Here is a 26,675-nt window from a genome sequence, read left to right as displayed (position 1 = left end):
CCTGCCTTAAGAAGCCGAGGGCGAGAACTGCAGCTTGAAAGCTTCAATAGCGGCGTTCAGGTCGGTTTCGATTTCATCGGTAAACTTCTGCGCCTTCTCGAGGGCCTCGACGATCTCCGGCTTGGAAGCGTGGATGAAGTCGAGGAACTCGCCGCGGAAGCGGACGACGTCGGACACCAGGATGTCGTCGAGGTAGCCATGAGCACCTGCGTAGATGGACATAGCCTGGTCCATGACGGGCATCGGCACGTAACGACCCTGCTTCAGCAGCTCGGTCATGTGGGCGCCGCGGTTCAGCTGGTCCTGGGTCGACTTGTCCAAGTCGCTGCCGAACTGCGTGAACGCCTGCAGCTCGCGATAGGACGCGAGATCGAGGCGCAGCGTGCCGGCAACCTGCTTCATGGCCTTGACCTGCGCGGAGCCGCCGACGCGCGACACCGAGATGCCGACGTTGACCGCAGGGCGCTGGCCCTGGAAGAACAGGTCGGTGGACAGGAAGATCTGGCCGTCCGTGATGGAGATGACGTTGGTCGGGATGTAGGCGGACACGTCGCCGGCCTGCGTCTCGATCATGGGCAGCGCCGTGAGCGAGCCCGCGCCGTACTCGTCGGACATCTTGACCGCGCGCTCCAGCAAGCGGGAGTGCAGGTAGAAGATGTCGCCCGGGTACGCTTCGCGTCCCGGCGGGCGACGCAGCGTCAGCGACATCTGGCGGTACGCCACGGCCTGCTTGGACAGGTCGTCGTAGATGCACAGCACGTGGCGGCCCGGGTTGTCGGCCGTGGCCGGCTGGCCGTTCTCGCCGTTGTACATGAAGTACTCGCCGATGGCGGCGCCCGCCATGGGGGCGATGTACTGCAGCGGAGCGGAGTCGGACGCGGAGGCGTTTACGATGATCGTGTACTCCATCGCGCCGTGCTTCTCCAGCGTCTCCACCAGGCCGGCGACCGTGGACGCCTTCTGGCCGATGGCGACGTAGATGCAGATCATGTCCTTGCCCTTTTGGTTGATGATGGCATCAACCGCAATGGACGTCTTGCCGGTCTGGCGGTCGCCGATGATCAGCTCGCGCTGACCGCGGCCGATGGGGATCATCGAGTCGATGGCCAGGATGCCGGTCTGCATCGGCTCCTCGACGGGCTGGCGCTGGATGACGCCGGGAGCCTTGAACTCCACCGGGCGCATGCCTTCGGCCTTGATGGGGCCCTTGCCGTCGATCGGCATGCCGAGCGGGTTCACCACGCGGCCGAGCATCTCTTTGCCCGAGGGGATCTCCACGATACGACCGGTGGTCTTCACCTGGTCGTTTTCCTTGATTGCGGTGACGTCACCAAGCAGCACGGCGCCGACTTCGTCCTCTTCGAGGTTCTGGGCCATACCGTAGACGGTCTGGCCGTTGGAACCCACGAACTCGAGGAGCTCGCCCGCCATGGCGTCCTTGAGGCCGTCGACGCGCGCGATACCGTCGCCGATCTGGATGACGGTTCCGACTTCGCGAGATTCGACGCTCGTATTGAGCGCATCGAGCTGCTTGCGCAGTGCCTCGTCAATAGACTGTGCGGTGATTTCAGTCACTAGCATTCACCTCCATCTGTTGATAGTTTGAGCACGTTGCGAGCGCTTTCCAACTGCGACAGGACGCTGGCGTCGATTCGCTTGCCGTTGGCACTCATCAATATGCCGCCGAGCAGGGACTTGTCGATATGCTCGCGCAACACGACGTTCGTTCCCAGGTCGGCCTCAGCTTTCTTCGTAATGACCTCGCGCAGATGATCGTCCAGTTCGACGACGGTCGTGACGTCGACGACGGTGACGTTCAGCTTGCGTTCGAGCTGTTCTCCATAGCTGGCCCATACGCGCGACAGCAACGCGAAGTCCTCGCGCTCGGCCATGACGGCCAGAACGTCGACGAGGACGGGATTGCTGGATGCGAACAGGTTGCGCACCAGCTGACCCCTCTGCTCGGGCGTATAGGAGCTGTCCTCCAAGGCGTCGGAGAGATCCATGTTCGAACGTGCGATGCGCAGGATGCGCTCGGCCTGGTCGCGGACCTCGAGCACGGCGTCTTGACCGCCTGCTTCGTATGCGCCGTCCAGAAGCACGGACGCATACGTCGCGACCTTCTCTTTGAGAATTTGGCGGTTAGTTGGCATTGAAACTGCCCGCCTCGTTCACGTAGCGCTCGATGATCTTGCGGTGCTCGGCATCGTTGAGATCCTCGCCGATCAGGCGAGACGCAACGGAGACGGACAGGTCGGCAACCGAGCCCTGCAGCTCGGAGATGGCGGCCTTCTTCTCCGCTTCGATGGCGTTGTGCGCCTTCTCGATCATCGCGGTGGCCTCGGACTGCGCCTTATCGGTGATGTCGGCCTTCACGGCCTCGCCCGTCTTCTTCGCGTCTGCGACGATCTGGGCGGCCTGGGCTTTGGCATCCTCCAGCTGGCGTTTGTATTCCTCAAGCACGCGCTCGCTTTCGACGCGAGCCTGCTCGGACTTCTCAAGGGAATCCTTGATGGTCATCTCGCGCTTCTCCAGCATGGCCTCGAACTTCGGCCAACCGAACTTGGCCAGAACGATCCAGAGCAGGATGAAGATCACGAGCATGGGGATGAACTCCGCCATGTCGGGCAAGATGGCGCTCAGGCCGCCCGATGACTCTTCTTCAGCCGCGAACGCGAGCGCAGGGAAAGCAAACGTCATGCCGGCGCCGGCAAGCGCGGCAAGCCCGATGCGGGCCGATGTTTCTTTCGCTTTAGCTTTCACGTACGTTACCTCCTATGTAAGCCTTATACGGCACGGTATCCGAATGAGGCTTAGTTACACGATGAAGGTAAGCACGAAGCCGATGAGGCCCAGAGCCTCGGCGAGAGCAGCACCGATGATGAAGTTCGTGAACAGACGACCCTGCAGTTCGGGCTGGCGAGCGGTGGCGACGCAGCAGCCGTAGCAGGCGATGCCGATGCCCAGGCCGGGGCCGATGGTCGACAGGCCGTAGCCCACGAGCTTCAGAGCCGCAAGAGCGAGTGTAATTTCCACAGTTTCCTCCTTTTACCGTTCTCGGGCTTCTCCCGAGAACCATGGACACCTTCTATGTCAACCAGCCGTGGAATAGCCGGTCAAACACCAAACGTTGCCGCGCGCAGGCGCGTGCCCCCCCCCTTTCGGAAAGGACGCGGGGTCGACCTAGTGGTCGGACGTGGCCAGGCCGATGTACACCGCGCTGAGGATGGTGAACACGTAGGCCTGCAAGAACGCAACCAGCACCTCGAGAGCGTACATGGCGAACAGGAACAGCATCCACGCGATGGAGATGCTTCCCACGCCGACGCCCGCGCCCTGGATGGCAGAGCCAATGAACACGCTGGTGAGCAGCGCGAAAATGCCGAGAACCATATGGCCGGCGAACATGTTTCCGTAGAGTCGAACGGCCAGCGTGAGCACGCGCAGCACGGTGGAGAACAGCTCGAGGAACCACACGATGGGAACCATGACCAGCGGCAGGCCCGACGGCGCGAACGACTTGAGGTAGCCGCCGAGGCCCTTGGCCTTGATGCCCCAGAAGATGAAGTAGATGAACGAGATGGCCGCGAGCGCCCAGGTGATGCTGATGGACCCCGTGGGGGTCTTGCAGCCGGGGATGAGGCCCACGAAGTTGCTGATCAGGATGAAGAAGAACAGCGTGGCCAAGAACGGCAGGTGCTTCTTGTAGCCGTGGCCGATGGCGCTTTCGCCCATGTCCTTCTTCACGAACTCGTAGCCGTACTCCACCATGTTGGTGAACTTGTTCGTGGGGATGATCGTGAGGCGCTTGCTGGCCGCAAGCACGACGACGAGCGTGATGAGGAAGCAGATGAGCATCCACAGCACGTACTGCGTCATGCCGAACGATCCCGACCCGAACACGAAGGCGGAATCGAAAGAATGCTGCAGGTGAGGTACCTGTTCCGCTAGGGATTCAAGAGGATTCACGTGTCTTTACCTTTCCATCTTACTTCCGCACTAGATTGCTGACGCCGAACCCGATAGCCGCGACGGAAAGAGCCACGACCTCGGCAAGAACGAAGGGCAGGACGAACTCGCGCGCGAGGAGCGCGCAGGCGATGGCGGTTACGAAGAGCACAGCGACCGAGAGCAGCACACCTAGAAGAAGGGCACCTGCGTGCCCCAGGTTGCTGGTGTCGGTCACTCGTCTCGTCATACGCAAGCCGGCGAACAGCGGAGCGAACCCCGCAGCGCCCGCGAGCGCCCCCAGAACGATTGCTACTGCCATGTCCCACTTTCTTCTTGACCGTCGAGCGCACAAGTACGCATCCTACCAAGCCGACTCGTATGATAACGGAACTTCACGTTCGGCTGACGGCAGGGTTACAAAAACTTACAAAATTTGGGTGAGTGGAAGAATAAACCGGCCAAAAAACTGCATAAAGCGCGGGGGAACGGTAAGCGAAACCGTATATTCTCCAAGCGGAAAAGGACAGGAATGAGATAGGGGGACGGGGCTAGTGGCTCATTTTACGTCAGGAGGGCGTGTCAAATCACCCGTCCCCCTGACACACCCGTCCCCTATCCCATCCCCCTATCTCGTTTACAGGTCGAACACGCGCAGCTTCATGCCGGCTTCCTCGAGCATGGACATGGCCAGCTCGTCCGGGTACGGGTTCTGGTAGACGATCTCGTCGATGCCGGCGTTGATGAGCATCTTGGCGCAGACGATGCACGGCTGCGTGTTGACGTAGATGGACGCCCCCGTGATGTTGATGCCGTAGCGCGCCGCCTGGATGATGGCGTTCTGCTCGGCATGCAGGCCGCGGCAGATCTCGTGGCGCTGGCCGCTGGGCACGCCGAGCTGCTGACGCAGGCAGCCGGTCTCGGCGCAATGGCGCATGCCGGTGGGCACGCCGTTGTAGCCGGTGGCCAGTATGCGGCGGTCCTTCACGATGACGGCCCCTACGGCGCGACGCATGCACGTGGTGCGCGTGGCGACTTCGTTCGCCAGCGTCATGAAGTACTCGTCCCAGCTGGGGCGATGGTCGAGTGGTTCCATTGCTTACCTCTTTCAACCTGCGCGACCGGGTGGGCGGCGGCGCAACGCCCAGTCGCTCGGACAGTCCTCGCTTCGCTGCGGCGCCGCGCAGCAAGTCCCCGAAGGGGAAACTCGCTTGGTGGGCGCCGCGCCGCCGCCCACCCTTCAAGGTTATCGAAACCGCCAAGCCGAAAACACCGGCCCCGCTCCCAAGCCAACAGCCATTCTGCGGGCGATCTTCAGAAAGGGAGATCCTACCTGCGGCTTTTCTGTTACTTGGTGCCGAAAATCCTGTCGCCGGCGTCGCCGAGGCCGGGGACTATGTAGGCATGTTCGTTCAGGCATTCGTCGATGGCGCAGGTGTAGATCTGCACGTCCGGGTCGGCGGACAGCACGGCCTCGATGCCGACGGGCGCCGCCACGAGCACGACGAGCTTGATGTTCTTCACGCCGAGCTTTCGCAGATAGTGGATGGCCGCCGTGGCCGAACCGCCCGTGGCCAACATCGGATCCACCACCAGCACGTCGCGCTGGGAGATGCTGTCGGGGAGCTTCGCGTAGTACTCGTGCGGCTCATGGGTTTCGGGGTCGCGGTACATGCCGAGGTGGCCGACGAACGTGGAGGGCATGAGCTCCTGCAGCCCCTCCACCATGCCGAGGCCCGCGCGCAGGATGGGGACGATGACCATCTTCTTGCCGGCCACCTGCTTGCACGCAGCCTTGCAGATGGGCGTTTCAACCTCGACGTCCTCGAGCGCCAGATCGCGCGTGGCCTCGTAGCCCTCGAACATGGCAAGCTCGCGCACGAGGGCGCGGAAGTCCTTCGACGACGTGTTCTTGTTGCGCAGCTTGGACAGCTTGTGCTGGACCATCGGGTGGTCGACGACGGTGACGCGGTCGTAGTGCATGGGATAAGCCTTCTTTCTTGCGATCCGGTTCGGAAACTAGTAATCGAGCTCGGGATACAAAGGGTGCGCGGCAAGGAGGGCGTCCACCTTCGCACGCACATCGGCGAGCTTCGCCTCGCTCTCGGCGTTGAACACCGTGGCGGCGATGAGCTGGCCCACCTCGTAGAAGTCGTCGGCCGTGAAGCCGCGCGTGGTGGCCGCAGCGCTGCCCACGCGGATGCCGCTCGTGACGAACGGGCTGCGCGGCTCGTTGGGGATGGAGTTCTTGTTCACCGTGAGGCCCACGCTCTCCAACAGCTTTTCGGCATCCTTGCCGGTGACGTCGGCCGGCGTGAGGTCCACGAGGCACAGGTGGTTGTCGGTGCCGCCGGACACGAGGCGCAAACCGCCGTCCATCATGCCCTGCCCCAGCGTGCGCGCGTTCTCCACCACGTGGTCGATGTACTCCTTGTAGGCGGGCTGCATGACCTCTCCGAACGCCACGGCCTTGCCGGCGATGACGTGCATGAGCGGGCCGCCCTGCGAGCCGGGGAACACGGCCTTGTCGATGCGCTTGGCGATGTCCTCGTCATTGGACAGGATGAAGCCGCCGCGCGGGCCGCGCAGGGTCTTGTGGCTGGTGGACGTCACCACGTCGGCATGCGGAACGGGGCTGGGATGCGCGCCTGCGGCCACGAGGCCGGCGATGTGGGCCATGTCCACCATGAAGTACGCATCCACCTCGCGCGCGATGGCGGCCATGCGCTCGAAGTCGATGACGCGCGGATACGCGCTCGCGCCGCCCACGATGAGCTTGGGGCGCACTTCCTTGGCGATACGCTCCACCTCGTCGTAGTCGATGGTCTCGGTCTGGGCGTCCACGCCGTAGCTGGCGAAGTCGTAGTGGCGGCCGCTGAAGTTCACCGGCGAGCCGTGCGTGAGATGGCCGCCCTCGGCCAGGCTCATGCCCAGCACCGTGTCGCCCAGCTCGATGAGCGCCTCGTACGCGCCCAGGTTCGCGTTCGCGCCGCAATGGGGCTGCACGTTGGCGAAGTTCGAGCCGAACAGCTGGCAGGCGCGCTCGCGCGCGAGGTCCTCCACGAGGTCGACCTTCTCGCAGCCGCCGTAGTAGCGCTTGCGGGGATAGCCCTCGGCGTACTTGTTCGTGAGCACGCTGCCCACGGCTTCCATGACGGCGGACGACGTGAAGTTCTCCGAAGCGATGAGCTCGACGGAGTCGCGCTCGCGCGCAAGCTCCTGGCGCATGGCATCGGCGACGGCGGGATCGGTCTGGGATACGTACTGGAGGGCCATGGTGTTCCTTTCGATGAGGGCGAGGCGAAGCGATCATGCTAGCACAGCGCGATCCGCGCTGCGCGCGTGCGGGCTATTCGTTTTCGAGAGCGGCGATCTTCTCGACGCGACCTGCATGACGACCGCCGCCGAAGGAGGTGGAGACGAAAGCGTCGAGGATCTCGCGGTTCACGGACTCGTCGACGAAGCGACCCGAGACGGCTACGACGTTCGCGTCGTTGTGCTCGCGCGCGAGGGCGGCGAACAGCGGGCTGGTGACGTTGGCGGCGCGGATCCCGTCGATCTTGTTGGCGGCCACGGCCATGCCGATGCCCGTGCCGCACACGAGCACGCCGCGCTCGGCCATGCCGTCGACCACATCGTGCGCCACGCGCGCCGCATAGTCGGGATAGTCGACGCGGTCGTCGCAGTCTGGGCCGCGGTCGATCACGTCGTGGCCCTTGGAGGCCAGGTAGCCGACCAGCGCCTGCTTCTGCTCGAAGCCTGCATGGTCGCTTGCAATGCTGATCTTCATGTGAGGTTCCCTTCCTCTTCTCTTTCGTCACGTGACGGCTGGCGCCGCACGGGATCCTTCCCTAAAGGACTGGCTTTGCGTCGGAACTTCGCTCCTTCGGCGCTCCGCTCAGGATGGCAGGGCGTCCGACATCGTGCGCTTCACGGCGCGGGCCCAGCCTTCCAGCAGCTTCGCGTGGCGCTCGTCCTCCATGCCCGGCTCGTACACGTCGTCCGAAGAGCGCAGGGCGCACAGGGCTTCCGCGTCCTTCCAGAACCCGGTGGCGAGCCCTGCGAGGAACGCGGCGCCGAGCGCGGTCGTCTCGGCATTCTGCGGGCGGCGCAGCGGCGTGCGCAAGATATCGCTTTGGAACTGCATGAGAAAATCGTTCGCGGACGCGCCGCCGTCCACGTTGAGCACGCTCAAGCGCACCCCCGCGTCGGCCTCCATGGCCACCGCGAGGTCGTGCACCTGGTAGGCCAGCGATTCCAGCGCGGCGCGCACGATGTGAGCCCGGCCGGTTCCGCGCGTGAGCCCGTAGATGGCGCCGCGCGCATCGGCGTCCCAATAGGGTGCGCCCAAGCCGGTGAACGCGGGCACCACGTACACGCCGTCGGTGCTATTCACGCTGCGGGCGATGGCGGAGGTCTCGGCCACGTCGTCGATGATGCCCATGTCGTCGCGTAGCCATTGCATGAGCGCGCCGGCCATGAACACGCTGCCCTCGAGCGCGTACTCGGGGCCGGCACCCGGACCCGAGGCGGCGATGGTGGTGATGAGGTTGTTCGTGGAGCGGCACGCTTCGCCGCCGGTGTGCATGAGCAGGAAGCAGCCGGTGCCGTACGTGTTCTTCGCCTGGCCCGGCTGGAAGCAGCACTGTCCGAACAGGGCCGCCTGCTGGTCGCCCGCCACGCCGCAGATGGGCACGTTCGGCACGATGCCCGCGGAAGCCGTGCGGCCGAACTCCCCCGACGAAGGGAGTACCTCGGGAAGCAGGGACTCCGGGATGCCGAACAGGTCGAGCAGCCACGGATCCCAGCGCAGCTCGTGGATGTTGTACAGCATGGTGCGGCTGGCGTTCGTCACGTCGGTGGCGTGCACCTTGCCCTGGGTGAGCGTCCAGATGAGCCACGTGTCGACGGTGCCGAAGGCCAGCTTGCCGGCTTCGGCGTCTTCGCGCGCGCCTTCCACGTGGTCGAGGATCCACTTGATCTTGCTGGCGGAGAAGTAGGCGTCGGGCACGAGGCCCGTCTTGTCGGCGATGATGCGCGCCGTCTGCGGATCGGCCGTCAGCTCGTCGATGATGGGGGCAGTGCGGCGGCACTGCCACACAATGGCGTTCATCACGGGCTCCCCCCGTTTCGCGGTTCCACACCACGGTGGTCTCGCGCTGGTTCGTGATGCCGATGCTGTCGATGTCCTTTGCGCCCAGGTTGTGCGCCACCAGAAGCTCGGTGAGCGCGCCCAGCTGCGACGACAGGATGTCGCGCGGGTCGTGCTCCACCCAGCCGGGTTGGGGGTAGATTTGCGGGAACGGGTTCTGCACCGCATCGACGACGCATCCGTTCGCGTCGACGAGCATGGCGCGCGACGAGGTGGTACCCTGGTCGAGCGCTACGACGTACTTTGGCATGCATGCTCCTCAATCCAACCGACCACCTCAGTATAAACCCGAGCCCGCCCCGGTTCGTTGAGGATTTCGTGGCGCATGCCCTCGTACAGCTTCACCTCCACATCCTGCACACCGGCGCGGCGCAACAGGTCGGCCGCCGCGCGCACGCCCTTGCCGCACGCGCCCACCGGGTCCTCGGCGCCGGCGACGAACAGCACGGGCAATCCCTTCGGCACCTTCGCCGCGCACGACGGCGACACCACCTCGCCCGTGAGGTCGGTGAGCGTGGCGTAGCCGCCGACGGAGAACATGGCGCCGCACAGCTCGTCGGCGATGTAGGCGTCCACGACGGCCGGATCGGTGCAGACCCAGTCGTGCGGCGTGCGCGGGTTCTCGATCTGCTTGGCGAACGCGCCCACGCCCATGCCGTCCAGAAGCTTGCTGCGGTAGTCGGCGCCCTTCGTCTTCGCGAGGAAGCGCGCCAGCGCGTTGCCCGCCTTCGACAGGACGAGGGGCTGTTGGCCCGTGCCGCAGATGACGGCCGCCGCCACGTCCTCGCCGTGGCGCGCCAGGTAGGCGCGCGTGACGAAGCTTCCCATGGAATGGCCGAACATGATGTAAGGGGTTTGGCGGGAGTAGCGGGCGGTGACGGTCTTGCGCAGTTCGTGGACGTCCTCGATGAGCGTCTCCTTGCCGTCGACGGGCAGGCAGCCAAGCTCGTCTGCGCTGGCCACGCTCTTGCCGTGGCCGATGTGATCGGCGGCGCACACCACGAAGCCCTGTTCCACGAGGAAGCGCGCGAACTCGTCGTAGCGGCCCACATGCTCCACCATGCCGTGGACGATCTGAATGACGCCGCGCGGCGCGACACGGCGGCTGCCCCTCGTGCGCTCGGGCTCCCACACGAGGCCTTTGATGGTGGACGTTCCGTCATGAGACAAAAAGCCGATCGGCGCGACTGCGACCGTTGTATCCATATTGATCCCCTCCCCAGGAGTTTTCAACCATTATACCCAAGCGCGGCTCGCTCGGAGGGAAGCGTTACGCGAACGACGATGCCGAGCCGGGCGCGTTCGGCAAGGCGGAAGGCTCAAGGAGGCTTGAGGAGGCGAGGGAAACGAGGATGGAGCTTGGGAACCGTCGCTTTGCTGGCACAGATTCACCGTTATGCATGATTTTTTCCTGATGCGAAAAATCTGACCTGGGGTTTTATGCGCTCGCACTGAAATCATGCGCCGAAAATCGTGCATAGCGGTGAATCTGTGCCAAAAAAAAGGGGGGGGGTGTGGGCAAGGAGGGCGGATGCGGAGAGCGCGCCGACCGCCGCGGCGGCGGCCGAGCGACTACCTCGCCGCGCGGATATCGGCTTCGGTGACGGCGCCTTCGCGGAGAATGCGCGGGGGGTTTACGGTGCAGTCGAGGACGGTGGACGCCACGCCGCTCTTATCGTCGTCGGTGTCGTCGGGCACCACCACGCCTACGCACGCAGCGAGAACGGGATCGAGCGCGTCGAAGGCCCCCGGCGCTTGCAGACCCGAGATGTTCGCGGACGTGGTGGCCAGCGGGCAGCCGACCGCCTCGATGAGCTCAAGGGCCGTATCGTTGTCGGGCATGCGCAGGCCGATGGAGCCCGCCGCCGAGCGGAAGGCCGCGGGCACGGCGTCGCTCGCTTCCACGATGAGCGTAAGAGGTCCCGGCCAGTACGCTCGTGCCAGACGTCGGGCCAGGTCGGGCACGTGCGCTCCGTAGCGGTCGAGGTCGTCGACGCCGCCCACGAGCCAGGAGACGGGCTTGCCGCGGTCGCGCTCCTTCAGATCGTAGAGCGCCTCGGGGCTCGCCGCCGCCTCGACGGACACGCCCAGGCCGTACACCGTCTCGGTGGGAAAGATGACCGCCTCGCCGCGCTTGAGGGCGGCGACGGCTTCGCGCTTCGAGCTGGACAGTGGCGGCATGGGAGCTCCCTTCTTCGATGATCGGGAGGCATTGTAGCACGCGCACGGCCGCCGCGCCGCAATCGGCGGCATCCGTCAGATCAGCGCGTACTTCCTCTTGATGCGCTCGAGCTTTTTCCGCCAGGGAACGTAGAGCGCCGCGAGGAACACGACGGTGGCCACGCCATGCGTCGCGTCGAACGGCAGCGCGGCGCCGAACGCGACGAGCGCGGCCGGCCAGGAGAACGGCTGCACGAAGCCGATGACGTACCACCCGTTCAGCAGCAGGCCGTACAGCAGGGCCGACAGGAAGCCGTAAGCGTACAGCACGGGCAGCCGGTCGAGCCAGCCGCGGTCGGCCAGGACGCCGGCCAGGTAGCCTACGAGACCCCAAGCGTACATCTGCCACGGCGTCCACGGCCCCTGCCCGAAGAAGAAGTTGGACACGAGCGCCGCGAGCGCGCCCACCAGAAAGCCGCTGCGGCGGCCGAACACGGCTCCCGCGAGGATGCAGATGGCCGACACCGGCTTGAAGTCGGGAACGGGAGCGAACAGCATGCGACCCGCCGCCGCAAGAGCCGCCAACACCACGGTCGGCATGATCTGGCGCAACGCCGGGCGCGAGGCCTCAAAGCTGGCGAAGAACACGCCCACCGCCGCGAACGCCACGACCACGGTGAGCAGCGCGCCCTGCTCCACCTGGAAGTACGCGCACACGCCCAGCACGAGGGGCACGGCGGCGAGCGCCGGCACCTCGAGCAGCGCGAGGAGGCGCGCCGCCGCGCGGGAAGGCGGGCGCGTCACGAGCGTTCCTCGCGCCACAGCCGGGAGAACGCATCCTCGGTCGGGCGGTAGAACAGGTTGCCCGCGAAGAACGCGGCGGCCGGCTCGGTGCACACGGCCTCCCCGTCGAACAGCATGGTGGCGGCATCGGCGACGAGCGCGGCGAACGTCAGGTCGTGCGTGGCGAGGACGACGGTCGCCCCGGCCTGCGCGAGATCGCACAGGGTGCGGGCGACCAGCAGCTTCGACGGCGCGTCGAGCCCCTTCGTCGGCTCGTCGAGCAGCAGCAGGTCGGGATCGGTCAGCAGCAGCTTCGCGAACGCGAGCAACTGCTGCTGGCCGCCCGACAGATCGTAGGGATGGTTGGAGACGCGCGCGTCCAGACCGAAGCGCGCGAGAACGCCATCGATCGCAGCGTTGTCGTAGCCGCAGTTCGCCTGCCACTCGCGCAGCTCCTCGGCCACCGTATCGCACACGAAGAGGGTTTTCGGATCCTGCGGGAGCAGCGCCTGGCGCGCGGCCAGGCAGTTCTCAACGCGGCCGCGCTCCGGCTTGACGACCCTGGCGATGGCACGCAGCAGCGTGGACTTGCCGCAGCCGTTGCCGCCTACGACGGCGTGGATGCTGCCGGCGGTGACGCGCAGATCGCAGCCGCGCAGAACCCAGTCGGCATCGCGTGCGTAGCGCAGATGGATGTCGTGCAACGAGACGGCGTATGCGGCTTCATCATCCTGAGCGGAGGCGGGTGCCACCGGGACGGATTCGGAACGACGGAAGGCCGACACCCCGGCGCGCGGTTCGAAGCAGCGGATCAGCGTGCCCTCTCGCAGCTCCACCATGTCCGTCGCGTACTCGGCCATCGCCTCGGGGGCGTGGGTGGCCACGACGGCGGTGATGCCCAGCTCGCGGTTCACGCGAAACAGAGCGTGCAGGAAGTTCTTCTCGGCCACGGGATCGAGCTGGGCGGTGGGCTCGTCAAGCAGCAGCAGGCGCGGCTGCATCGCCAGCGTGCCGGCCAACGTGGTCATCTGCTTCTGGCCGCCCGATAGCTCGGCGACGGAGCGGCGGAACCACGGCTCGATGCCGAAGAAGTGAGCGACCTCGGCCACGCGGCGGCGCATCTCGTCCTGCTCCACGCCGAGGTTCTCCAGCCCGAACGCCAGCTCGTGCCACACGCTGTCGCACACGATCTGGTTCTCGGGACTCTGCGCGACGTAACCCACCGTCGCGGCGGCCTCGCGCGCATCCAGCTTTTCCACGGATCGTCCGAACACCTGCAGCGAGCCCGCGCGCTCCCCTGCTGGCGCGATGGCCGGCTTGCAGCTACCGAGCAGCGTGGTCTTGCCGCTGCCCGTGGCGCCCACCAGAAGCTGGAACGCGCCCTCCTCCACCGCCCAATCGAGCGGGCCGATGCCGGCCGTCGACTCAGGGTAGCGAAACGAGAAACCGCGCGCCTCGATCGCCTTCACGCTCGCCATCGCAGATGCTCCTTCGCGGTGATTGCGAGCGGCAGGCACGCGAACAGCGCGTACGGCAGATAGTTCCACCAAGGCGCGAGCCCGCCGATCGTCGGATAGAAACGGAATTGCGCGCATGCCGCCCAGGCGGCGGCTGCGGCCAGCAACGCGAGCGCGCCGCCGAAGACGAGCGCCGCGGCGTCGAAGCGACGGAACTGGTAGCGCGCGTACGTGGTGCGCCGCGCGACGGCCCCCCATCCGCGCGCCTTCATGGCGCCGGCCGTCTCGAGCGAGTCTTCCATGCCCCAGCCCATGAGCACCGAAGTCCTCCGCAGGTAGCCGCGCATGACAGCGAGCTTCCCTGCGGGCTCCTCGGCAGGGCGCGCCGCCGTGCACGCGCGCTCCACGTCGGCGATGCCGTTGCCGCGCCGCAGGAACTGCGGCACGAGGCGCGCCGTCATCGACAGCATGAGGCCTATCGTGGGCGCGACGCCGCCGAACAGCGTCATGACCTTGTCGGACGTGAGCACCTGGGAGGCGTTCGAGAACAGCACGATCACGCTGATCAGCATGACGCCCATGCATGCGCCGTACACGAAGCTCTCCAGGTAGAACGCGCGCAGCCCGAGGCGGAACAGCTCGGTGGAGCCGGACGCCGAGAACAGCGGGTTCGCCAGCGCGACGACGGCGACGAGGGGCAGCTGCCAGAGAAGCGAGCGACCCGTCGCCCGCCAACCGCGCAGCACCGCGCTGTAGGAGAGTACGCTTGCAAGCGAGATGGCCAAGTAGACCGGCTGCATCGCCGTCATGCTGAGCGCGAACATGACGGCGAAGTAGCCGAACGCCACGACGGGATGGAACAGGTCGAACGCCGTGCGCTTCATACGAGGCGCGCCCCTAGGCGTGCACCGTTTGGAAGATCGAGATCACCACGAGCACGGCGAAGAAGATCGCCAATGCAGCCATGATCTTGGCCACTTTCGGATTGCTGAACACGGCGCCTCGCTTTCCTCGACCCGCACATCTACAGGTCGTTGCCCAAATCGCAGGTGTATATCCACGTAATGTTTTCTCCACCGCTTAGGATATACGAACCGCATCCGTATCCGGGCGACGATCCGTTGACGAAATACAGCCAGCCGCTGCCGGGACCGCAAGCGAATTCCGCAAGGCCGCCGATGGAGCTGACGTAGCCGCTCGACCCGCCCACCGACGCTCCGGTAGCGCAGAGGGCATCGTAGACGGATGCGCCCTGGTTGAGGGTGACCGTGCCGCCGCCCAAGGATGAGGGGTAGCCATTGGACGCGGCGCGGGAGCTGTCGATGTACACCGACACCGTGACGGTGCTGGGGGCCGATGGCGCCGGGGCCGGCTCGGGCGCAGGCGCCGGAGCCGGAGCAGCAGCGCCCTCCGACGCGGAAGGCTCGGTGCCCGATGGCGCCTCGCCGGCCGTCGAAGCGGCCGAGCCGTCGGCATCCGCCGCGCCCTCGCCGTCGACGGCGGCGCCCGCTTCCCCGTCCGCACCCTCCGAAGCCTCTTCGGCGGCATCCTTGCGATCGGCCTCGTCGCCCTGCGACGCGTCGTCTCCGTCAGAGGGCGCATCCGTGACGACGCTGGGCATCGGCACCGGATCGGACGGCACAGGGTCGCCGAGCCATCCGGTGGCGAAGCCCATGCTCGCCACGATGGCGCACAGGGCGATCGCGGACGCGGCGACGCCCACGGCAAGCAGCGCCTTGCGCGGTCGGCGACGCGCGGGCTCGGACGCCGCCGGTGCGGACGCCCCGCCCTCCGAAGCCCCCTCCTCGCCGCGAGGCGTGGAGGGGGCGATGCGATCGTCGGGCGATTCGGCCCGCTCACGCGGCTCGAGCGTTTCGACGCCCGAGCCGCCGGTCTTCTCGTTCGAATCTTCGCTCATGCTGCCGCGATCCTATCGGCGCAACGAGAGCTCATCGGAAGCGCGCATGCGCCGCGTGGCGGCGATGCCCGCCGCGAGCGCGCCGAGCGCGAGCGCGGCAGTGCCGGCCGCGAACGGCGCAGAGCCGTCCCCGGTCTTGGCGAGCGCCTTCTTGTCGGCCGCCGGAGCCCCTGCGGGCTTGACGTCGCTTTCTTCCTGCTTCTCGGCGGGCAGCGCAGCCTGGCCGAGCTTCGCCTGCGTGTAGACGTTGTACGCCGCCCCGGTGTTCTTGAGGCCCTGGTACGCAACAAGCGCCCGGAACCCCTGCTCGGTGGCGAGGTCGTTCGCAGCGCCGTTGTAAACGAATCCGGACAAGTCGGAAGTGGCCTGCGAGAGCAGCGCGCTCAACGGCGTCGCGCCGCTTTCGGTGACCATGGATGCCGCCGGATCCGCGCCCAAGGCGCACAGGGCGACCACGACGCAGGACGTAGAGCTGACGTTGATGGGACCATCGGCCGCGTCCCCGGATGCGCGGAAACCGCCGTCCTCGTGCTGCATTGCGCGCAGCGCCTCGAGACCCTTGTCGACCGCCGCTTTGACGGAGGCGTCCGAAACGCGAGAGGCAAGAGCGGTTATCACCATGGCCGTCGTATCAGGATCGTCCCCTTCGGCAGCGCCTTTCCAGGTCCAGCCGCCGGAAGCCTGCTGCGCGCTCAGAAGCTTGGCCACAAGCTCAGCTTCGGTTTCAAGAGCGTTCGCGGGCGCGTCGTACGCACCGCTTTCGTAGGAGAGCAGAGCAAACGCCTGACCGTTCACATAGGTAGTCGAAATGTCGGACGTCGCCATCGTTTGCACGAGCTCCGCTGCTTCCTCTGTTTTGCCGACGGCCGTGAGCGCCAAGATGAAGCGTTGCAAATTGGTGGTTTCGGGAGAACCGTTCGCCGCTTTCGCATTCGCCACGAGCGTCGCCACGTCAACCGACGACACACGACCGGCGGCCGCGAGCTCAAGGGCTTTCCATTCCTCGGACGTACCCGCATAGGAACTGGCGATGGTGCCGAACAGCGTGTTGTACGCAGCGCTGTCTACTGCGATGGCATCGTTGGCAGGCTCATCAGGTTCGGGTTCGGGCTTGGGATCGGGCTTGGGATCGGGCTTGATCGCCCCCGCCAAGGGGTCGTTGACGGTGTAGATCGCGAGCTGAGGAATCTCCTCGTCGTAGGCGAACGTCGCGTCGGACGTGTAGATGTACTGGTAGCGGCCGTTCTCCTGCAGCTTCGACGTCAGCTGGGCGCTGGCGTAGTTCGCGCTGTCGCCGTCGAACATCGTCACCCAATAGGCCCACGAGCCGTCGGGCTGCTGGACCGACTTGTTGCCGCGGAACGTCGGGGAGCCCCAGGAGTCGAAGTACGCCTTGTCGTTCCCCTCGGTCTCCTCCGCGCTGGCCGCGGCGGTGAAGCCCGCCTTCGCCAGCAGGTCGGCAACCGTGTCGTCGGAGGTCATGCCGTCGACCTTGCCGTTGTACAGGACGCCGTCCGCGGGGTCGGACGTGTCCACGATGGTGAGCTGCACCGGAAATCCGGAAGCCTCCTCGTCGTAGGCGAACGTCGCGTCGGACGTGTAGATGTACTGGTAGCGGCCGTTCTCCTGCAGCTTCGACGTCAGCTGGGCGCTGGCGTAGTTCGCGCTGTCGCCGTCGAACATCGTCGCCCAATAGGCCCACGAGCCGTCGGGCTGCTGGACCGACTTGTTGCCGCGGAACGTCGGGGAGCCCCAGGAGTCGAAGTACGCCTTGTCGTTCCCCTCGGTCTCCTCCGCGCTGGCCGCGGCGGTGAAGCCCGCCTTCGCCAGCAGGTCGGCAACCGTGTCGTCGGAGGTCATGCCGTCGACCTTGCCGTTGTACAGGACGCCGTCCGCGGGGTCGGACGTGTCCACGATGGTGAGCGCCACCGAGAACGTCCCCGCACCCTCGCTTTCTTCGGCCCAGGCTGCGCTGGGCATGAGGCCCAGGCAGAGCGCGGCGGCCAGCAGGAGGGCCCACGCCCGCCGCATGACCCCCGCAGGGATGATCGTTTGTTCCTTCACCGTCTTCCTTCTCCTTTCATCGGTCGCTTCGCAGAAGAGAGACAGCAAAACAAAAGGCTGCGCGGCCCTCGCGATTCGAGGGGGCCGCGCAGCCCGTATTCGCTACGCAGACAAGCCGAGGGCTTTCTTGCCCTCCGGGTTGCGTTCGCGGTAACTCGCCGCTTGCGCACACACGCTTCTCGGTCGGTATTCTGGCTGATCGGCAAGGCCGAAACACAGTGGCGGTACCGTGCGGGATTCTCACCCGGCTTCCCACGATCCGAGACGTCTTCTTCATGCTTGATGCATTCTACCACCTCTTGGGTCGACGAACGACGCGAAAGGGGCGCAACCTCCGAGCTTGCCGCCCGCCGGCCGCCTACTGGTAGCGCAGCGACTCCACCGGGTCGAGCTTGGCGGCGCGGCGTGCCGGGTAGTAGCCGAACACGACGCCGATGAGCACGCACACGGCCACGGCGCCGAACACCACGCCCGGCGCGAGCACCGGCGTGACGGCCATGCCGGCCTGCACCGCGCCGATCACCTGCCCCAGGCCCCATGCGGCCAGGAAGCCGAACACGATGCCGAACGCGCCGCCGGCCACGCACAGCATGATGGCCTCGAGCAAGAACTGCTTCGTGACGTCGCGGCGGCGCGCGCCGAGCGACTTGCGCAGGCCGATCTCGCGGATGCGCTCGGTGACGTTCGTCAGCATCATGTTCATGATGCCGATGCCGCCCACGAACAGCGAGATCGACGCCACCGAGCCCATGAGCAGCGAGAACGACGCCATCATCGTCTCCATCTGCTTGATGACGGCATCGAGCGACGACACGTACACGCTTTCGGCGTCCAGGTTGAAGTACTGCGCCACGAAGGTCTGGGTCGTCTCGACGAGGCGGTCCATGTCGGTTCCCTCGCGCGCGAAGCCGACGATCTGCTGGATGCCGCCCGTGTTGCCGATGCGCGTTTCCACCGTGGTGTAGGGCGCGTAGAACGTCCCGCCGCCACCCATGAACGACGAGGTTTCCATCACGCCGATCACCGTGTAATCATCGTTGCCGAGGCGCACCGTCTTCCCCACCGCCTCGGTGTCGGGGACGCCGAGCATCTGCACGGCCATCTCGCCGCCGCCTATCACCACGAGGCGCGCCGCGTTCTGCTCTTCGCTTTCGGTGAAGAAACGGCCCGCTTTGAGCTTCGTCCCGTTCGCCGTGAAATAGTCGGGGCGGGCGCCGATGACGGTGGCGTAGTTCTTCTGCCCGTCGGCCATCGCGATCTCGGCCGACGCGTACGACGCGCCGGTGATGACCTCGTACTCCGGCATGCCCTGCTCCAGCTTGTCCAGGTCGTCGAACGTGATGCCCTGCGGCGAGTACGCGCTGATGGACACCTGGCGCGCCTGGGAAAGCCCCATCTCGCCCATGAGCATGTTCTGCACGCCCGCGATGAGCGAGGTCATGGCGATGACGGCCGCGATGCCGATGACGATGCCGAGGATGGTGAGGAACGAGCGGCCCTTGTTCGCGGACAGCGCGTGCCAGGTTTCGTAGAACAGGTCGCCGATCTTCATGGGCGCGCCCCTTCCCCGCCGTGCGCCCCCTCGTACAGCCGCCCGTCGCGAATGTGCACCACGCGGTCGGCGTGGGCGGCCACGTCGGGCTCGTGCGTGATGAGCACGATGGTCTTGCCCGCGTCGCGCAGGCGCTTGAACGTGTTCAGCACCATGTCTCCCGTGGCGGTGTCGAGGTTGCCGGTGGGCTCGTCGGCCAGGATGAGCGCCGGGTCGTTCACGAGGGCGCGGGCGATGGCGACGCGCTGCATCTGGCCGCCCGACAGCTCGTTGCTGCGATGGTCGTACAGCCGCTCGTCGAGCGACACGCTGCGCAGCGCCGCATGGGCGCGCAGCTCGCGCTCCTTGCGCGGGCAGGCCGTGTAGATGAGCGGCAGCACCACGTTGCGCAGCACGGTGGCGCGCGGCAGCAGGTTGAACGACTGGAACACGAAGCCGAGGCGCGTGGCGCGGATCTCGGCGAGCTCGTCGTCGCGGTAGTCGGCCACGTCGACGCCCTCGAGCAGGTAGCGCCCGCGCGTGGGCGTGTCGAGGCAGCCCAGCAGGTTCATGAGCGTGGACTTGCCCGAGCCCGACGGGCCCATGATGGCGAGGAACTCGCCCTGCGCGACCGTCAGCGACACGCCGCGCAGGGCGTGCGTGTAGCCCGAAGCGCTCTCGTAGATGCGGTGCAGGTCGACGGCTTCAACCACGTTGGCCATGGCGCTACCCCACCATGACGCTGCCGCCGGCGTCGACCGCGGCCATCCCGCCGTCGCCCGCCATGCCCATGCCGTCCACCGCGCCGCCCATGCCTCCGCCGACGACCACCTCGTCGCCGGCTTTCACCTGGCCCTTCACGACGGACGTGAGGCCGTCGGACGCGACGACCTCCACCGTGCGCGCGTCCATCTCCTGCGTCTCGGGGTCGGTGAGCACCATCACGAAGCTGCCGCCCGCGCCGTCGGACTGCACGGCCGAGATGGGCACCATGAGCGCGTTCTCGATGGTGGTCGTGGTGATGGTGGCCTTGGCGGTCATGCCGGGCTTGAGGCGCGGGTCGGGCTCGGCGATGAGCAGCTTCACCGCGTACGTGACGGCACCGCCCATGCCGCCGTACATGGCGCCGCCCGACGCATCGCCGGAGCCGGCCGACGTGGTGGCGATGCTCACCACGGTGGCGGGCAGCGTGAGGTCGGGGGCGGCGGTGAACGTGACCTCGGCGGTCTGATCGGCGGTGATCTTCAGGATGTCGATCTCGTTCACGTTGATGGAGACGGTCATCTGCGACAGGTCGGCGATCTGCACGGGCGAGGTCGCGGCGCTCGCCGTGGCCCCGAGCGCCTTGCCGGGCTCGATGTTCACCGCGACGACGCTGCCGGCGATGGAGGCGGTCACCGTGCGCTTGGCGGCGCGCGCGACGGCCTCGTCGTAGGCGCTCTGCGCGTTCTGCAGCGCGAGGTTCGCGTTGCTCAAGCCGAGCTCGGCCGACCTGATGGCGGAGTCGGCGCTGGACTCGTCGAAGGAAGCCTGCTCGCCGGCGAACGACTCGGCCGCCGCTCCCCCGGCCTCCTTGGCGGCCGCGGCGGCGGCTTGCGCCTGGGCTTGGGCGTTCGCGGCGGCCTGCTGGCCGGCGGACTTGGCGTGGTAGGCGTCGTTCACGGCGTTCTGGGCCTGGGCCACGCCGTTCTTGGCCTCCTCGATGCCCTGGGCCGCCTGGTTCACCGCCTTGTCCAGCTCGTCGTTGACCACGGTGAACAGCGTCTGGCCCTCGGCCACCGCGTCGCCTTCGGCCACGAGCACCTCGCCCACGATGCCGTCCACCTCGGGCGTGGCGCTCACCGACGCGACAGGTTGCAGGTTGCCGGACGCCGACACCGTCTCGACGAACGTGCCCTGCTCCACGAAGCCGGTCTGCGGGGCCATGTCCTGCAGCGCCTTGGCCGCCTGGTCGGCCGCGTACCACGCGAACGCGCCGCCCGCGACGGCGAGCACCGCCACGGCCGAAACGGCGCCGATGATGATCTTGCGCTTGCGCTGCTTCTTGCGCTTCGCCTTGAGGTCGTTGAACGCCCGCATGTCGGCGAGCGCCTCGGCGTCGACGAGGTCGGTCGGCCCCGGCAGGCCCTCGATCGGCTCGAACGCGATGCGATCGAAAGCGTTCTGATCGAAGGGGCTCGGTTGAGCGCTCAAAGGCTCGGTGCCGTCCGGAGCGCCCTGACGACGGTTGTTGATCGGACCCATCTACTACCTCCCGTGCGAAAGAAGCGGGGGCGGTTCTCGAGGAACAGCCGTGCATCAATCATAAGTGGAACGATGGGAAAAGTGAAGCCGCAATCCGCGCGCGCTCTTCAGCCGCGCGCCAGATACGCCTCAACGGCCTCGCGCAGCTCGCTCACGCCCGGGCGCGGTTGCCGTATACTGGGGCGAAACGTTGAGCGAATGCGAGGAGCGAAGAGAGCATGGGCGATTTCTCCAACAGGGTGTTCGAGGTGGTGCGGCGCATCCCGCGCGGGAAGGTGGCGTCGTACGGGCAGGTGGGACGGCTGATCGGCGCGCCGCGCTCGGCGCGGTACGTGGGCTACGCGCTCCACGCGAACCCCGACCCCGGCGCCGAGGTCAACAACATCCCGTGCCACCGCGTGGTGTTCAAGGACGGCGGCTTGTGCAAGGGATTCGCGTTCGGCGGCCCCGAGATCCAGCGCGAGATGCTGGAAGCCGAGGGGGTGGCGTTCGCCGACGACACGCACGTGGACATGGACGCCTGCCAGTGGGACGGGCACGCGGACGGCACGGCCGAGGGCGAGCTGCCCACCGCGCCGCCGGAAGACTTCGATTGGGCGCGGGAACTGGGAGAATGACGATGAAGCAAGGATACGTGCAGGTGTACACGGGCGACGGCAAGGGCAAGACCACGGCCGCCGTCGGGTTGGCGATGCGGGCGGCGGCCGCAGGTCTGCGCGTGTACTTCTGCCAGTTCATGAAGTACGGCCCCACCGGCGAGCTCGATGCGTTTCGCCTGTTCGGCGACCGCATCGTGGCGGAGCAGTTCGGCACGGGCGGCGAGTTGAGCGCCCCCGACCCGGAGGACGACGCGCAGGCCGCGCGGCGCGGGCTCGCCGCCGCACGCGAGGCGGTGCTGGGCGGCGCGTTCGACGTCGTGGTGCTCGACGAGGCGAACGTTGCCGACAGCTTGGGGTACTTCGAGCCGGACGCGCTCGTCGACCTGGCGCTCGAGCGGCCCGAAACCGTGGAGCTGGTGGTCACGGGGCGCGGTGCCAGCGGCACGCTCATGGCCGTGGCCGACCTCGTCACCGAGATGCGCGAGGTCAAGCACTACTACGAGGAGGGCGTCATCGCCCGCCGCGGCATCGAGTTCTAGCGGCGGGGGTCGAGTAATGAGCGATTACGTACGTGATTGAAGTTTATGCAAGCCGGATTGATCGCCTGAGCTGCACGAGCTAACGCACCATCTGCAGTAACAAGCACATGATCCGCATCAACGAGGGCGAGCAGCGAGCAATCGGTCACGCCAAGATAGGAATACTCCCCACGCTGGAAAGCTACACGGCTTTCGATATAGCGCTCTTCGATGCGCTTGAGACGACCCGACTCGAATAGTGTCGCTAAAACGCGAGCCTCTGGTTCGTTCTTGCCGTGCCCGCCGCGTCCGCAAAGCAGATTCGAGCACTCGGTAATTACATTGGGCGTGACGAAGAATTCCCCGAAACCCGAAAGCATTTCACGCAGCATGTTAAAATCGTCTGCTCCGTAATCCTTCACGAATTTCTTTTGCCCGAGACTTCGCTTATCGCAGGAACCAGCAAGAAGCACGAGCAGTAGATTGGCGTCGAGTATCGCTTTCATATCGGCTACTCGTACGAAACAACGTCGCCGCTTTCGTCGGATATCGTCACCGTTTTGTACGTTCGGGTTCCTTGGAGAGGCATACGATCCCAAACCGACGACAACGAAGCGATGCCATCGATCCCTCCGCGATCGAACTCCCTAACGAAGCCGACTCCGATCTCCCAACGGTTATGCGCATCGTCGAAATGCGTCGATTCGATTGCGAACCCCGACTTGGAAAGAAACTCAGAAAGGCTCTTTGGGTCCATAACAGTCTCTATATCTGCAGTATAGGCAGCTGCCCTTTTCGCAGCCTCTTTCACATCCATCGCCAGCTCCTCTCGATCCAATAGCGTCTTAGATTCCACAGCGATCTCCCTTACTATAGCATCCTTGACGCAACCGCTCCACGTTGCGCCTCATTGCATAAGTATAGAGAGTTGATCTCACGTTTCGATGGCGTGCGTCCAGCGCTCTTTGCCGTCGGATCTTGCGCAAATCAAACATGTTTCGAACATAGTTTCCACGAAAGCTGCCGATGTTTCCAACGCGAATCTAACGCGGTTCGAACGCGCTTGCGAGGGCGCGGGCCACGCGCAGGCCGTCGCAGGCGGCGCTCATGATGCCGCCGGCGTAGCCGGCCCCCTCGCCGCAGGGGTAGAGGCCGCTTTCGGGCGCGTCATCGGGCGCGCCTTCCACCCGCGCCTGCAGCGCATCGTCGCGCACGATGCGCACGGGGCTCGAGCTGCGCGTCTCGACGCCGGTCATGACCGCGCCCGCATCCGCGAACCCGCGCAAGCGGCGATCGAGCAGGGGCAGCGCCTCGGCAAGGGCGTCGGCCACGAAACCGGGCAGGCACGCGCGCAGATCGCACCAGGCCACGCCGCGCGCGTACGTAGGGCGCACCGATGCGCCCGCCGCGCTCGCGCGTCCGGCCAGGAAGTCCCCCACCGTCTGCGCCGGCGCCTGGTACGCCTCGCCGCCCGCGGAGCGCGCCGCCTCGAAGGCCGCCCGCTCCATGCGCCGCTGCAGCTCGACGCCCGCCAGCGGATCATCGCCCTCGAAGTCCTCGGGACCCACGCCCACGAGCAGCGCCGCGTTCGCGTTCGCCCCGTCGCGCGCGAAGCGGCTCATGCCGTTCACCACGACGCCGCCCTCCTCGCTGGCGGCGCACACCACCTCGCCGCCGGGGCACATGCAGAACGTGTACGCGCTGCGGCCGTCCGGCAGGTGCACGGCCAGCTTGTAGTCGGCCGCGCCGAGCGCGGGATGCGCGGCGGCGTCGCCGTACTGCGCACGGTTCACCGCCCCCTGGTCATGCTCGATGCGCACGCCCACCGAGAACGGCTTCTGCTCCATCGCCACGCCCGCCCCGTGCACCACGGCGAACGTGTCGCGCGCCGAGTGCCCGCAGGCGAGCACCGCGCGACGCGCGTCGACGCGCTCAAGCACGCCCGTGCGCCCGTCGCGCACGTCAACCCCCGCGAGCGCGCCGCCCTCGAAGCGCAGGCCTTCGAGCTGCGCATGGAAGCGCACCTCGCCGCCCGCTTCCTCGATCTGGCGGCGCAGGGTGCGCACGACGTCCACGAGCAGGTCGGTGCCGATGTGCGGCTTCGCCTGCCAGAGGATCTCCTCGGGCGCGCCCGCGTCCACGAACCAGCGCAGCACGTGGCGCGCGAGCGGGTTCTTGATGTTCGTCGTGAGCTTGCCGTCCGAGAACGTGCCGGCGCCGCCCTCGCCGAACTGGATGTTCGTCTGCGGGTCGAGGTCGCCGCCGGCCTCGAACGCGGCCACCGTCGCCAGGCGCTCGTCCACGTCGCCGCCGCGCTCGAGCACGAGCGGACGCAGCCCCGCGCGCGCCAGGTAGAGCGCGCAGAACAGCCCGGCCGGGCCCGCACCCACCACGATCGGGCGCGGCTCGCCGCCGGCCTCGCGGCCCGCGGCGCACGACGGCACCCGCAGCGGCTCGTAGGGCGCGTGGCGGCGCACCTGCGTCCCGACGACCGCCCCCGCGCCCCCGCGCGCGCCCGCCGCGGCGAGCGCGCGCTCCTCCTCGGCGGCTTCGGCCAGCTCCACGCCGAGCGTCGCCACGAAGTGCACGTCGCGCTTCTTGCGCGCGTCCACGCTGCGCTTTAGCACCCGCACCGCGCGCACGTCGCGCCCCGCGACGCCGAGCGCCGCGGCGGCGGCCGCGCGCACGAGCGCCTCCGCCGCCGCCCCGGGCAGACCCGCGTCCAGCGGCAGCTTCACGTTCGACACCTCAAGCACGGCGCGCTCCTTCCATCAGGCTCTCCGCGGCGGCGCGACCCGCCAACATGCCGCTCGCCCACGCCCAGTGCAGGTTGTAGCCTCCGCAGGGCGCGTCCACGTCGAGCGCCTCGCCCACCACGTGCAAACCCGGCACCGCTCGCGCCGCGCACGTGCGCGGATCGAACGCCTCCACGAGGAACCCGCCGCGGTGCACCTGGCACTGCCGCGCCTCGCCGACGCCGCGCACCTCGAGCGCGAGTCCCTTGAGCGCGCGGACGAGCGCCGGCACGTCGCGCTGCGCGAGCGGCTTCTCGGCGTGCAGCCCGGCCGCTTTCAGCACGGCGCGCCCCACCGCCGGCAGCGTCATGCCGCGCAGCGCGTCGTCGCCCGTGCCCGCGCCTCCGCGCTCGCGCAGGCTCGCGAGGCGGGCGCGCAGCAGCTCCTCGAGCGGCGCCTCGCCGTGCTGCGGCAGCAGGTCGATGCGCAGCGTGTCGCCCGGCTCGGCGAACCGCGACAGGTTGAACACCGCGATGCCCGACACCCCGTAGTCGCGGAACAGCACCTCGCCCCGCTCGCACGCCTTCTCCGCGCCGTCCCGCCCGACGAGCGATGCCGCGCAGCGCACGCGGATGTTGTTGAGCGCCTTCACGAGGCGCGCATCCGTACGCAGGGGCCCGAGCACCGCGCGCGGCTCCTCCCAGGCGAGGCCTTCCGGCACGAGCGCGCGGGCCGCGTTCCCGCCGGCCGCCACGATCACCGCCTCGGCATGCAGCACCGCTCCGTCGGCGAAGCGCACATGGAAGCGGTCGCCCTTGCGCGCGGGCGCGTCGAGGCGCACCGCCTCCCGCCCGCACTCCTCGCGCACGCCCGCGTCCGACGCGGCCGCGCGCAGCACCTCGAGCACGCTCGTCGCCTTGTTCGCCAGCGGGTACAGGCGGCCCTCGCCCTCCTCGCGCCAGACGAGCCCGAGGTCGGCGAAGAACGCGTGCACCGGGTCGGCCCCGTCGCCGCCGCGCAGGCCGCCCGCGCGCCGCAGCTCGTCCAACGCCGCGCCCACGAACGCCGCGTTGCGGTACGCCGCGGCGTCCACCTGCGCGTTCGAGAAGTTGCACCGCCCGTTGCCCGTGGCCAGGATGGAGCGTCCCACCCGCTCGTCGGCCTCGCATACCGCCACGTCGACGCCGTCCGCGCCCGCATCCGCACCCACGCGGACGCCGCGCGCCCGCAGCGCGTCGGCCGCGGCCACCGCGGCCGCGAGCCCGGCCGCGCCGCCGCCTATGATCATCAGTTTCTTCATGCCGCCATGATACCGCATCGGACGATTCGCGGGCGCGAATCGGAAGCCATGACAATTTCAACGGCATTTTCGGACGCTGCACCCCGCCGCTGCTTCTCCCCACCTGGGGCTTTCTTGCAATCGCACAAGCCCATCGCCCTTTTTCGCACCCGACTGTTGCCACAGCTCCCGTTTTGCGCCCACCGGGTGGCGACGCGCCGGGCCCCCGCCCCCGAACGCAAAGGGCCCCGGCACCTTTCGATGCCGGGGCCCTCGCCGCACCCTCG

The 26,675-nt window shown here is 67.2% G+C and carries 27 protein-coding genes, 1 pseudogene and 1 riboswitch; of the genes and pseudogenes, 2 read left to right on the top strand and 26 right to left on the bottom strand.

Going from position 1 to position 26,675, the window contains the following annotated elements:
- Positions 1-6: 6 nt before the first annotated feature.
- The 22 genes and pseudogenes from atpA to ELEN_RS05095 all read right to left on the bottom strand — a co-directional run bounded on the left by atpA (position 7) and on the right by ELEN_RS05095 (position 21,257).
- Positions 7-1,581 carry a F0F1 ATP synthase subunit alpha gene (gene atpA, locus ELEN_RS05195; protein WP_233946877.1) on the bottom strand — a complete coding sequence of 525 codons (1,575 nt, stop codon included), beginning with the start codon at positions 1,579-1,581 and terminating at the stop codon, positions 7-9.
- Positions 1,575-2,153, bottom strand: coding sequence for an ATP synthase F1 subunit delta (gene atpH / locus ELEN_RS05190; protein WP_009608836.1), 579 nt, complete (start codon positions 2,151-2,153; stop codon positions 1,575-1,577). Before atpH ends, atpA begins: the two co-directional genes overlap by 7 nt.
- Positions 2,143-2,763: a F0F1 ATP synthase subunit B gene (atpF, locus tag ELEN_RS05185; RefSeq protein WP_009304824.1), complete on the bottom strand. Its 621-nt coding sequence runs from the start codon at positions 2,761-2,763 to the stop codon at positions 2,143-2,145. Before atpF ends, atpH begins: the two co-directional genes overlap by 11 nt.
- A gap of 54 nt (positions 2,764-2,817) precedes the next feature.
- A complete protein-coding gene (gene atpE, locus ELEN_RS05180) occupies positions 2,818-3,036 on the bottom strand; it encodes an ATP synthase F0 subunit C (protein ID WP_009304825.1) in 219 nt (72 codons plus the stop codon).
- Positions 3,037-3,183: 147 nt separating this feature from the next.
- Positions 3,184-3,969 carry a F0F1 ATP synthase subunit A gene (atpB, locus tag ELEN_RS05175; RefSeq protein WP_009304826.1) on the bottom strand — a complete coding sequence of 262 codons (786 nt, stop codon included), beginning with the start codon at positions 3,967-3,969 and terminating at the stop codon, positions 3,184-3,186.
- Positions 3,970-3,988: 19 nt separating this feature from the next.
- Entirely contained in the window at positions 3,989-4,270 is a 282-nt protein-coding gene (locus ELEN_RS05170) for a hypothetical protein (RefSeq protein ID WP_009304827.1), read from the bottom strand.
- A gap of 315 nt (positions 4,271-4,585) precedes the next feature.
- Positions 4,586-5,044 carry a deoxycytidylate deaminase gene (locus ELEN_RS05165; RefSeq protein WP_009304828.1) on the bottom strand — a complete coding sequence of 153 codons (459 nt, stop codon included), beginning with the start codon at positions 5,042-5,044 and terminating at the stop codon, positions 4,586-4,588.
- 251 nt (positions 5,045-5,295) lie between these two features.
- Positions 5,296-5,931, bottom strand: a complete 636-nt coding sequence (gene upp / locus ELEN_RS05160) for a uracil phosphoribosyltransferase (RefSeq protein ID WP_009304829.1) — start codon at positions 5,929-5,931, stop codon at positions 5,296-5,298.
- 36 nt (positions 5,932-5,967) lie between these two features.
- A complete protein-coding gene (gene glyA, locus ELEN_RS05155; RefSeq protein ID WP_015760363.1) occupies positions 5,968-7,224 on the bottom strand; it encodes a serine hydroxymethyltransferase in 1,257 nt (418 codons plus the stop codon).
- A 73-nt stretch (positions 7,225-7,297) separates the two neighbouring features.
- Positions 7,298-7,738 (bottom strand): ribose 5-phosphate isomerase B, encoded by a 441-nt coding sequence (gene rpiB / locus ELEN_RS05150; RefSeq protein ID WP_015760362.1) that lies wholly within the window; start codon positions 7,736-7,738, stop codon positions 7,298-7,300.
- Between the two features lie 108 nt (positions 7,739-7,846).
- Entirely contained in the window at positions 7,847-9,061 is a 1,215-nt protein-coding gene (locus ELEN_RS05145) for an FGGY family carbohydrate kinase (protein ID WP_475566287.1), read from the bottom strand.
- Between the two features lie 82 nt (positions 9,062-9,143).
- Positions 9,144-9,299 (bottom strand): annotated as a pseudogene (locus ELEN_RS16715) (glycerol kinase); the annotation flags it as partial.
- Positions 9,300-9,331: 32 nt separating this feature from the next.
- Positions 9,332-10,306, bottom strand: a complete 975-nt coding sequence (locus tag ELEN_RS05140; RefSeq protein ID WP_015760361.1) for an alpha/beta hydrolase — start codon at positions 10,304-10,306, stop codon at positions 9,332-9,334.
- Positions 10,307-10,672: 366 nt separating this feature from the next.
- A complete protein-coding gene (locus ELEN_RS05135) occupies positions 10,673-11,281 on the bottom strand; it encodes an L-threonylcarbamoyladenylate synthase (protein WP_015760360.1) in 609 nt (202 codons plus the stop codon).
- Positions 11,282-11,356: 75 nt separating this feature from the next.
- On the bottom strand, positions 11,357-12,064 hold the full coding sequence (locus tag ELEN_RS05130; RefSeq protein WP_009304835.1) for an ECF transporter S component: 708 nt from the start codon (positions 12,062-12,064) through the stop codon (positions 11,357-11,359).
- Positions 12,061-13,521, bottom strand: a complete 1,461-nt coding sequence (locus tag ELEN_RS05125) for an ABC transporter ATP-binding protein (protein ID WP_015760359.1) — start codon at positions 13,519-13,521, stop codon at positions 12,061-12,063. The genes ELEN_RS05130 and ELEN_RS05125 overlap by 4 nt, the downstream gene beginning before the upstream one ends.
- Positions 13,509-14,384, bottom strand: coding sequence for an energy-coupling factor transporter transmembrane component T (locus ELEN_RS05120; RefSeq protein ID WP_015760358.1), 876 nt, complete (start codon positions 14,382-14,384; stop codon positions 13,509-13,511). The genes ELEN_RS05125 and ELEN_RS05120 overlap by 13 nt, the downstream gene beginning before the upstream one ends.
- A 140-nt stretch (positions 14,385-14,524) precedes the next feature.
- Positions 14,525-15,418, bottom strand: coding sequence for a DUF4430 domain-containing protein (locus tag ELEN_RS05115; protein ID WP_015760357.1), 894 nt, complete (start codon positions 15,416-15,418; stop codon positions 14,525-14,527).
- 12 nt (positions 15,419-15,430) lie between these two features.
- Positions 15,431-17,482: a prenyltransferase/squalene oxidase repeat-containing protein gene (locus tag ELEN_RS05110; RefSeq protein WP_015760356.1), complete on the bottom strand. Its 2,052-nt coding sequence runs from the start codon at positions 17,480-17,482 to the stop codon at positions 15,431-15,433.
- A 136-nt stretch (positions 17,483-17,618) separates the two neighbouring features.
- Positions 17,619-17,763: riboswitch (adenosylcobalamin (AdoCbl) riboswitch) on the bottom strand.
- Between the two features lie 77 nt (positions 17,764-17,840).
- Positions 17,841-19,034 (bottom strand): ABC transporter permease, encoded by a 1,194-nt coding sequence (locus ELEN_RS05105; protein WP_015760355.1) that lies wholly within the window; start codon positions 19,032-19,034, stop codon positions 17,841-17,843.
- A complete protein-coding gene (locus tag ELEN_RS05100; RefSeq protein ID WP_015760354.1) occupies positions 19,031-19,735 on the bottom strand; it encodes an ABC transporter ATP-binding protein in 705 nt (234 codons plus the stop codon). Before ELEN_RS05100 ends, ELEN_RS05105 begins: the two co-directional genes overlap by 4 nt.
- A gap of 4 nt (positions 19,736-19,739) precedes the next feature.
- Positions 19,740-21,257 (bottom strand): efflux RND transporter periplasmic adaptor subunit, encoded by a 1,518-nt coding sequence (locus ELEN_RS05095; protein WP_015760353.1) that lies wholly within the window; start codon positions 21,255-21,257, stop codon positions 19,740-19,742.
- 218 nt (positions 21,258-21,475) lie between these two features.
- Here ELEN_RS05095 and ELEN_RS05090 point away from each other — a divergent pair, with 218 nt between their 5' ends.
- Positions 21,476-21,874 (top strand): MGMT family protein, encoded by a 399-nt coding sequence (locus ELEN_RS05090; protein WP_015760352.1) that lies wholly within the window; start codon positions 21,476-21,478, stop codon positions 21,872-21,874.
- A gap of 2 nt (positions 21,875-21,876) precedes the next feature.
- Entirely contained in the window at positions 21,877-22,395 is a 519-nt protein-coding gene (locus ELEN_RS05085; protein ID WP_015760351.1) for a cob(I)yrinic acid a,c-diamide adenosyltransferase, read from the top strand.
- Here ELEN_RS05085 and ELEN_RS15900 read toward each other — a convergent pair.
- From ELEN_RS15900 to ELEN_RS05070, 4 genes are all read right to left on the bottom strand, one after another.
- Positions 22,392-22,880 (bottom strand): PIN domain-containing protein, encoded by a 489-nt coding sequence (locus ELEN_RS15900; RefSeq protein ID WP_015760350.1) that lies wholly within the window; start codon positions 22,878-22,880, stop codon positions 22,392-22,394. The genes ELEN_RS05085 and ELEN_RS15900 overlap by 4 nt on opposite strands.
- A 5-nt stretch (positions 22,881-22,885) precedes the next feature.
- The gene (locus tag ELEN_RS05080) at positions 22,886-23,230 is read right to left on the bottom strand and encodes a hypothetical protein (RefSeq protein WP_227100903.1); all 345 of its coding nucleotides are present in this window, start codon (positions 23,228-23,230) and stop codon (positions 22,886-22,888) included.
- Between the two features lie 187 nt (positions 23,231-23,417).
- Entirely contained in the window at positions 23,418-25,130 is a 1,713-nt protein-coding gene (locus ELEN_RS05075; protein WP_015760348.1) for an NAD(P)/FAD-dependent oxidoreductase, read from the bottom strand.
- A complete protein-coding gene (locus tag ELEN_RS05070; protein WP_227100905.1) occupies positions 25,123-26,409 on the bottom strand; it encodes an aminoacetone oxidase family FAD-binding enzyme in 1,287 nt (428 codons plus the stop codon). Before ELEN_RS05070 ends, ELEN_RS05075 begins: the two co-directional genes overlap by 8 nt.
- Positions 26,410-26,675: the final 266 nt, after the last annotated feature.

This window comes from Eggerthella lenta DSM 2243 (assembly GCF_000024265.1).
Classification (GTDB): Bacteria; Actinomycetota; Coriobacteriia; order Coriobacteriales; family Eggerthellaceae; genus Eggerthella; species Eggerthella lenta.
This window is presented reverse-complemented; position numbering and strand designations above follow the sequence as displayed.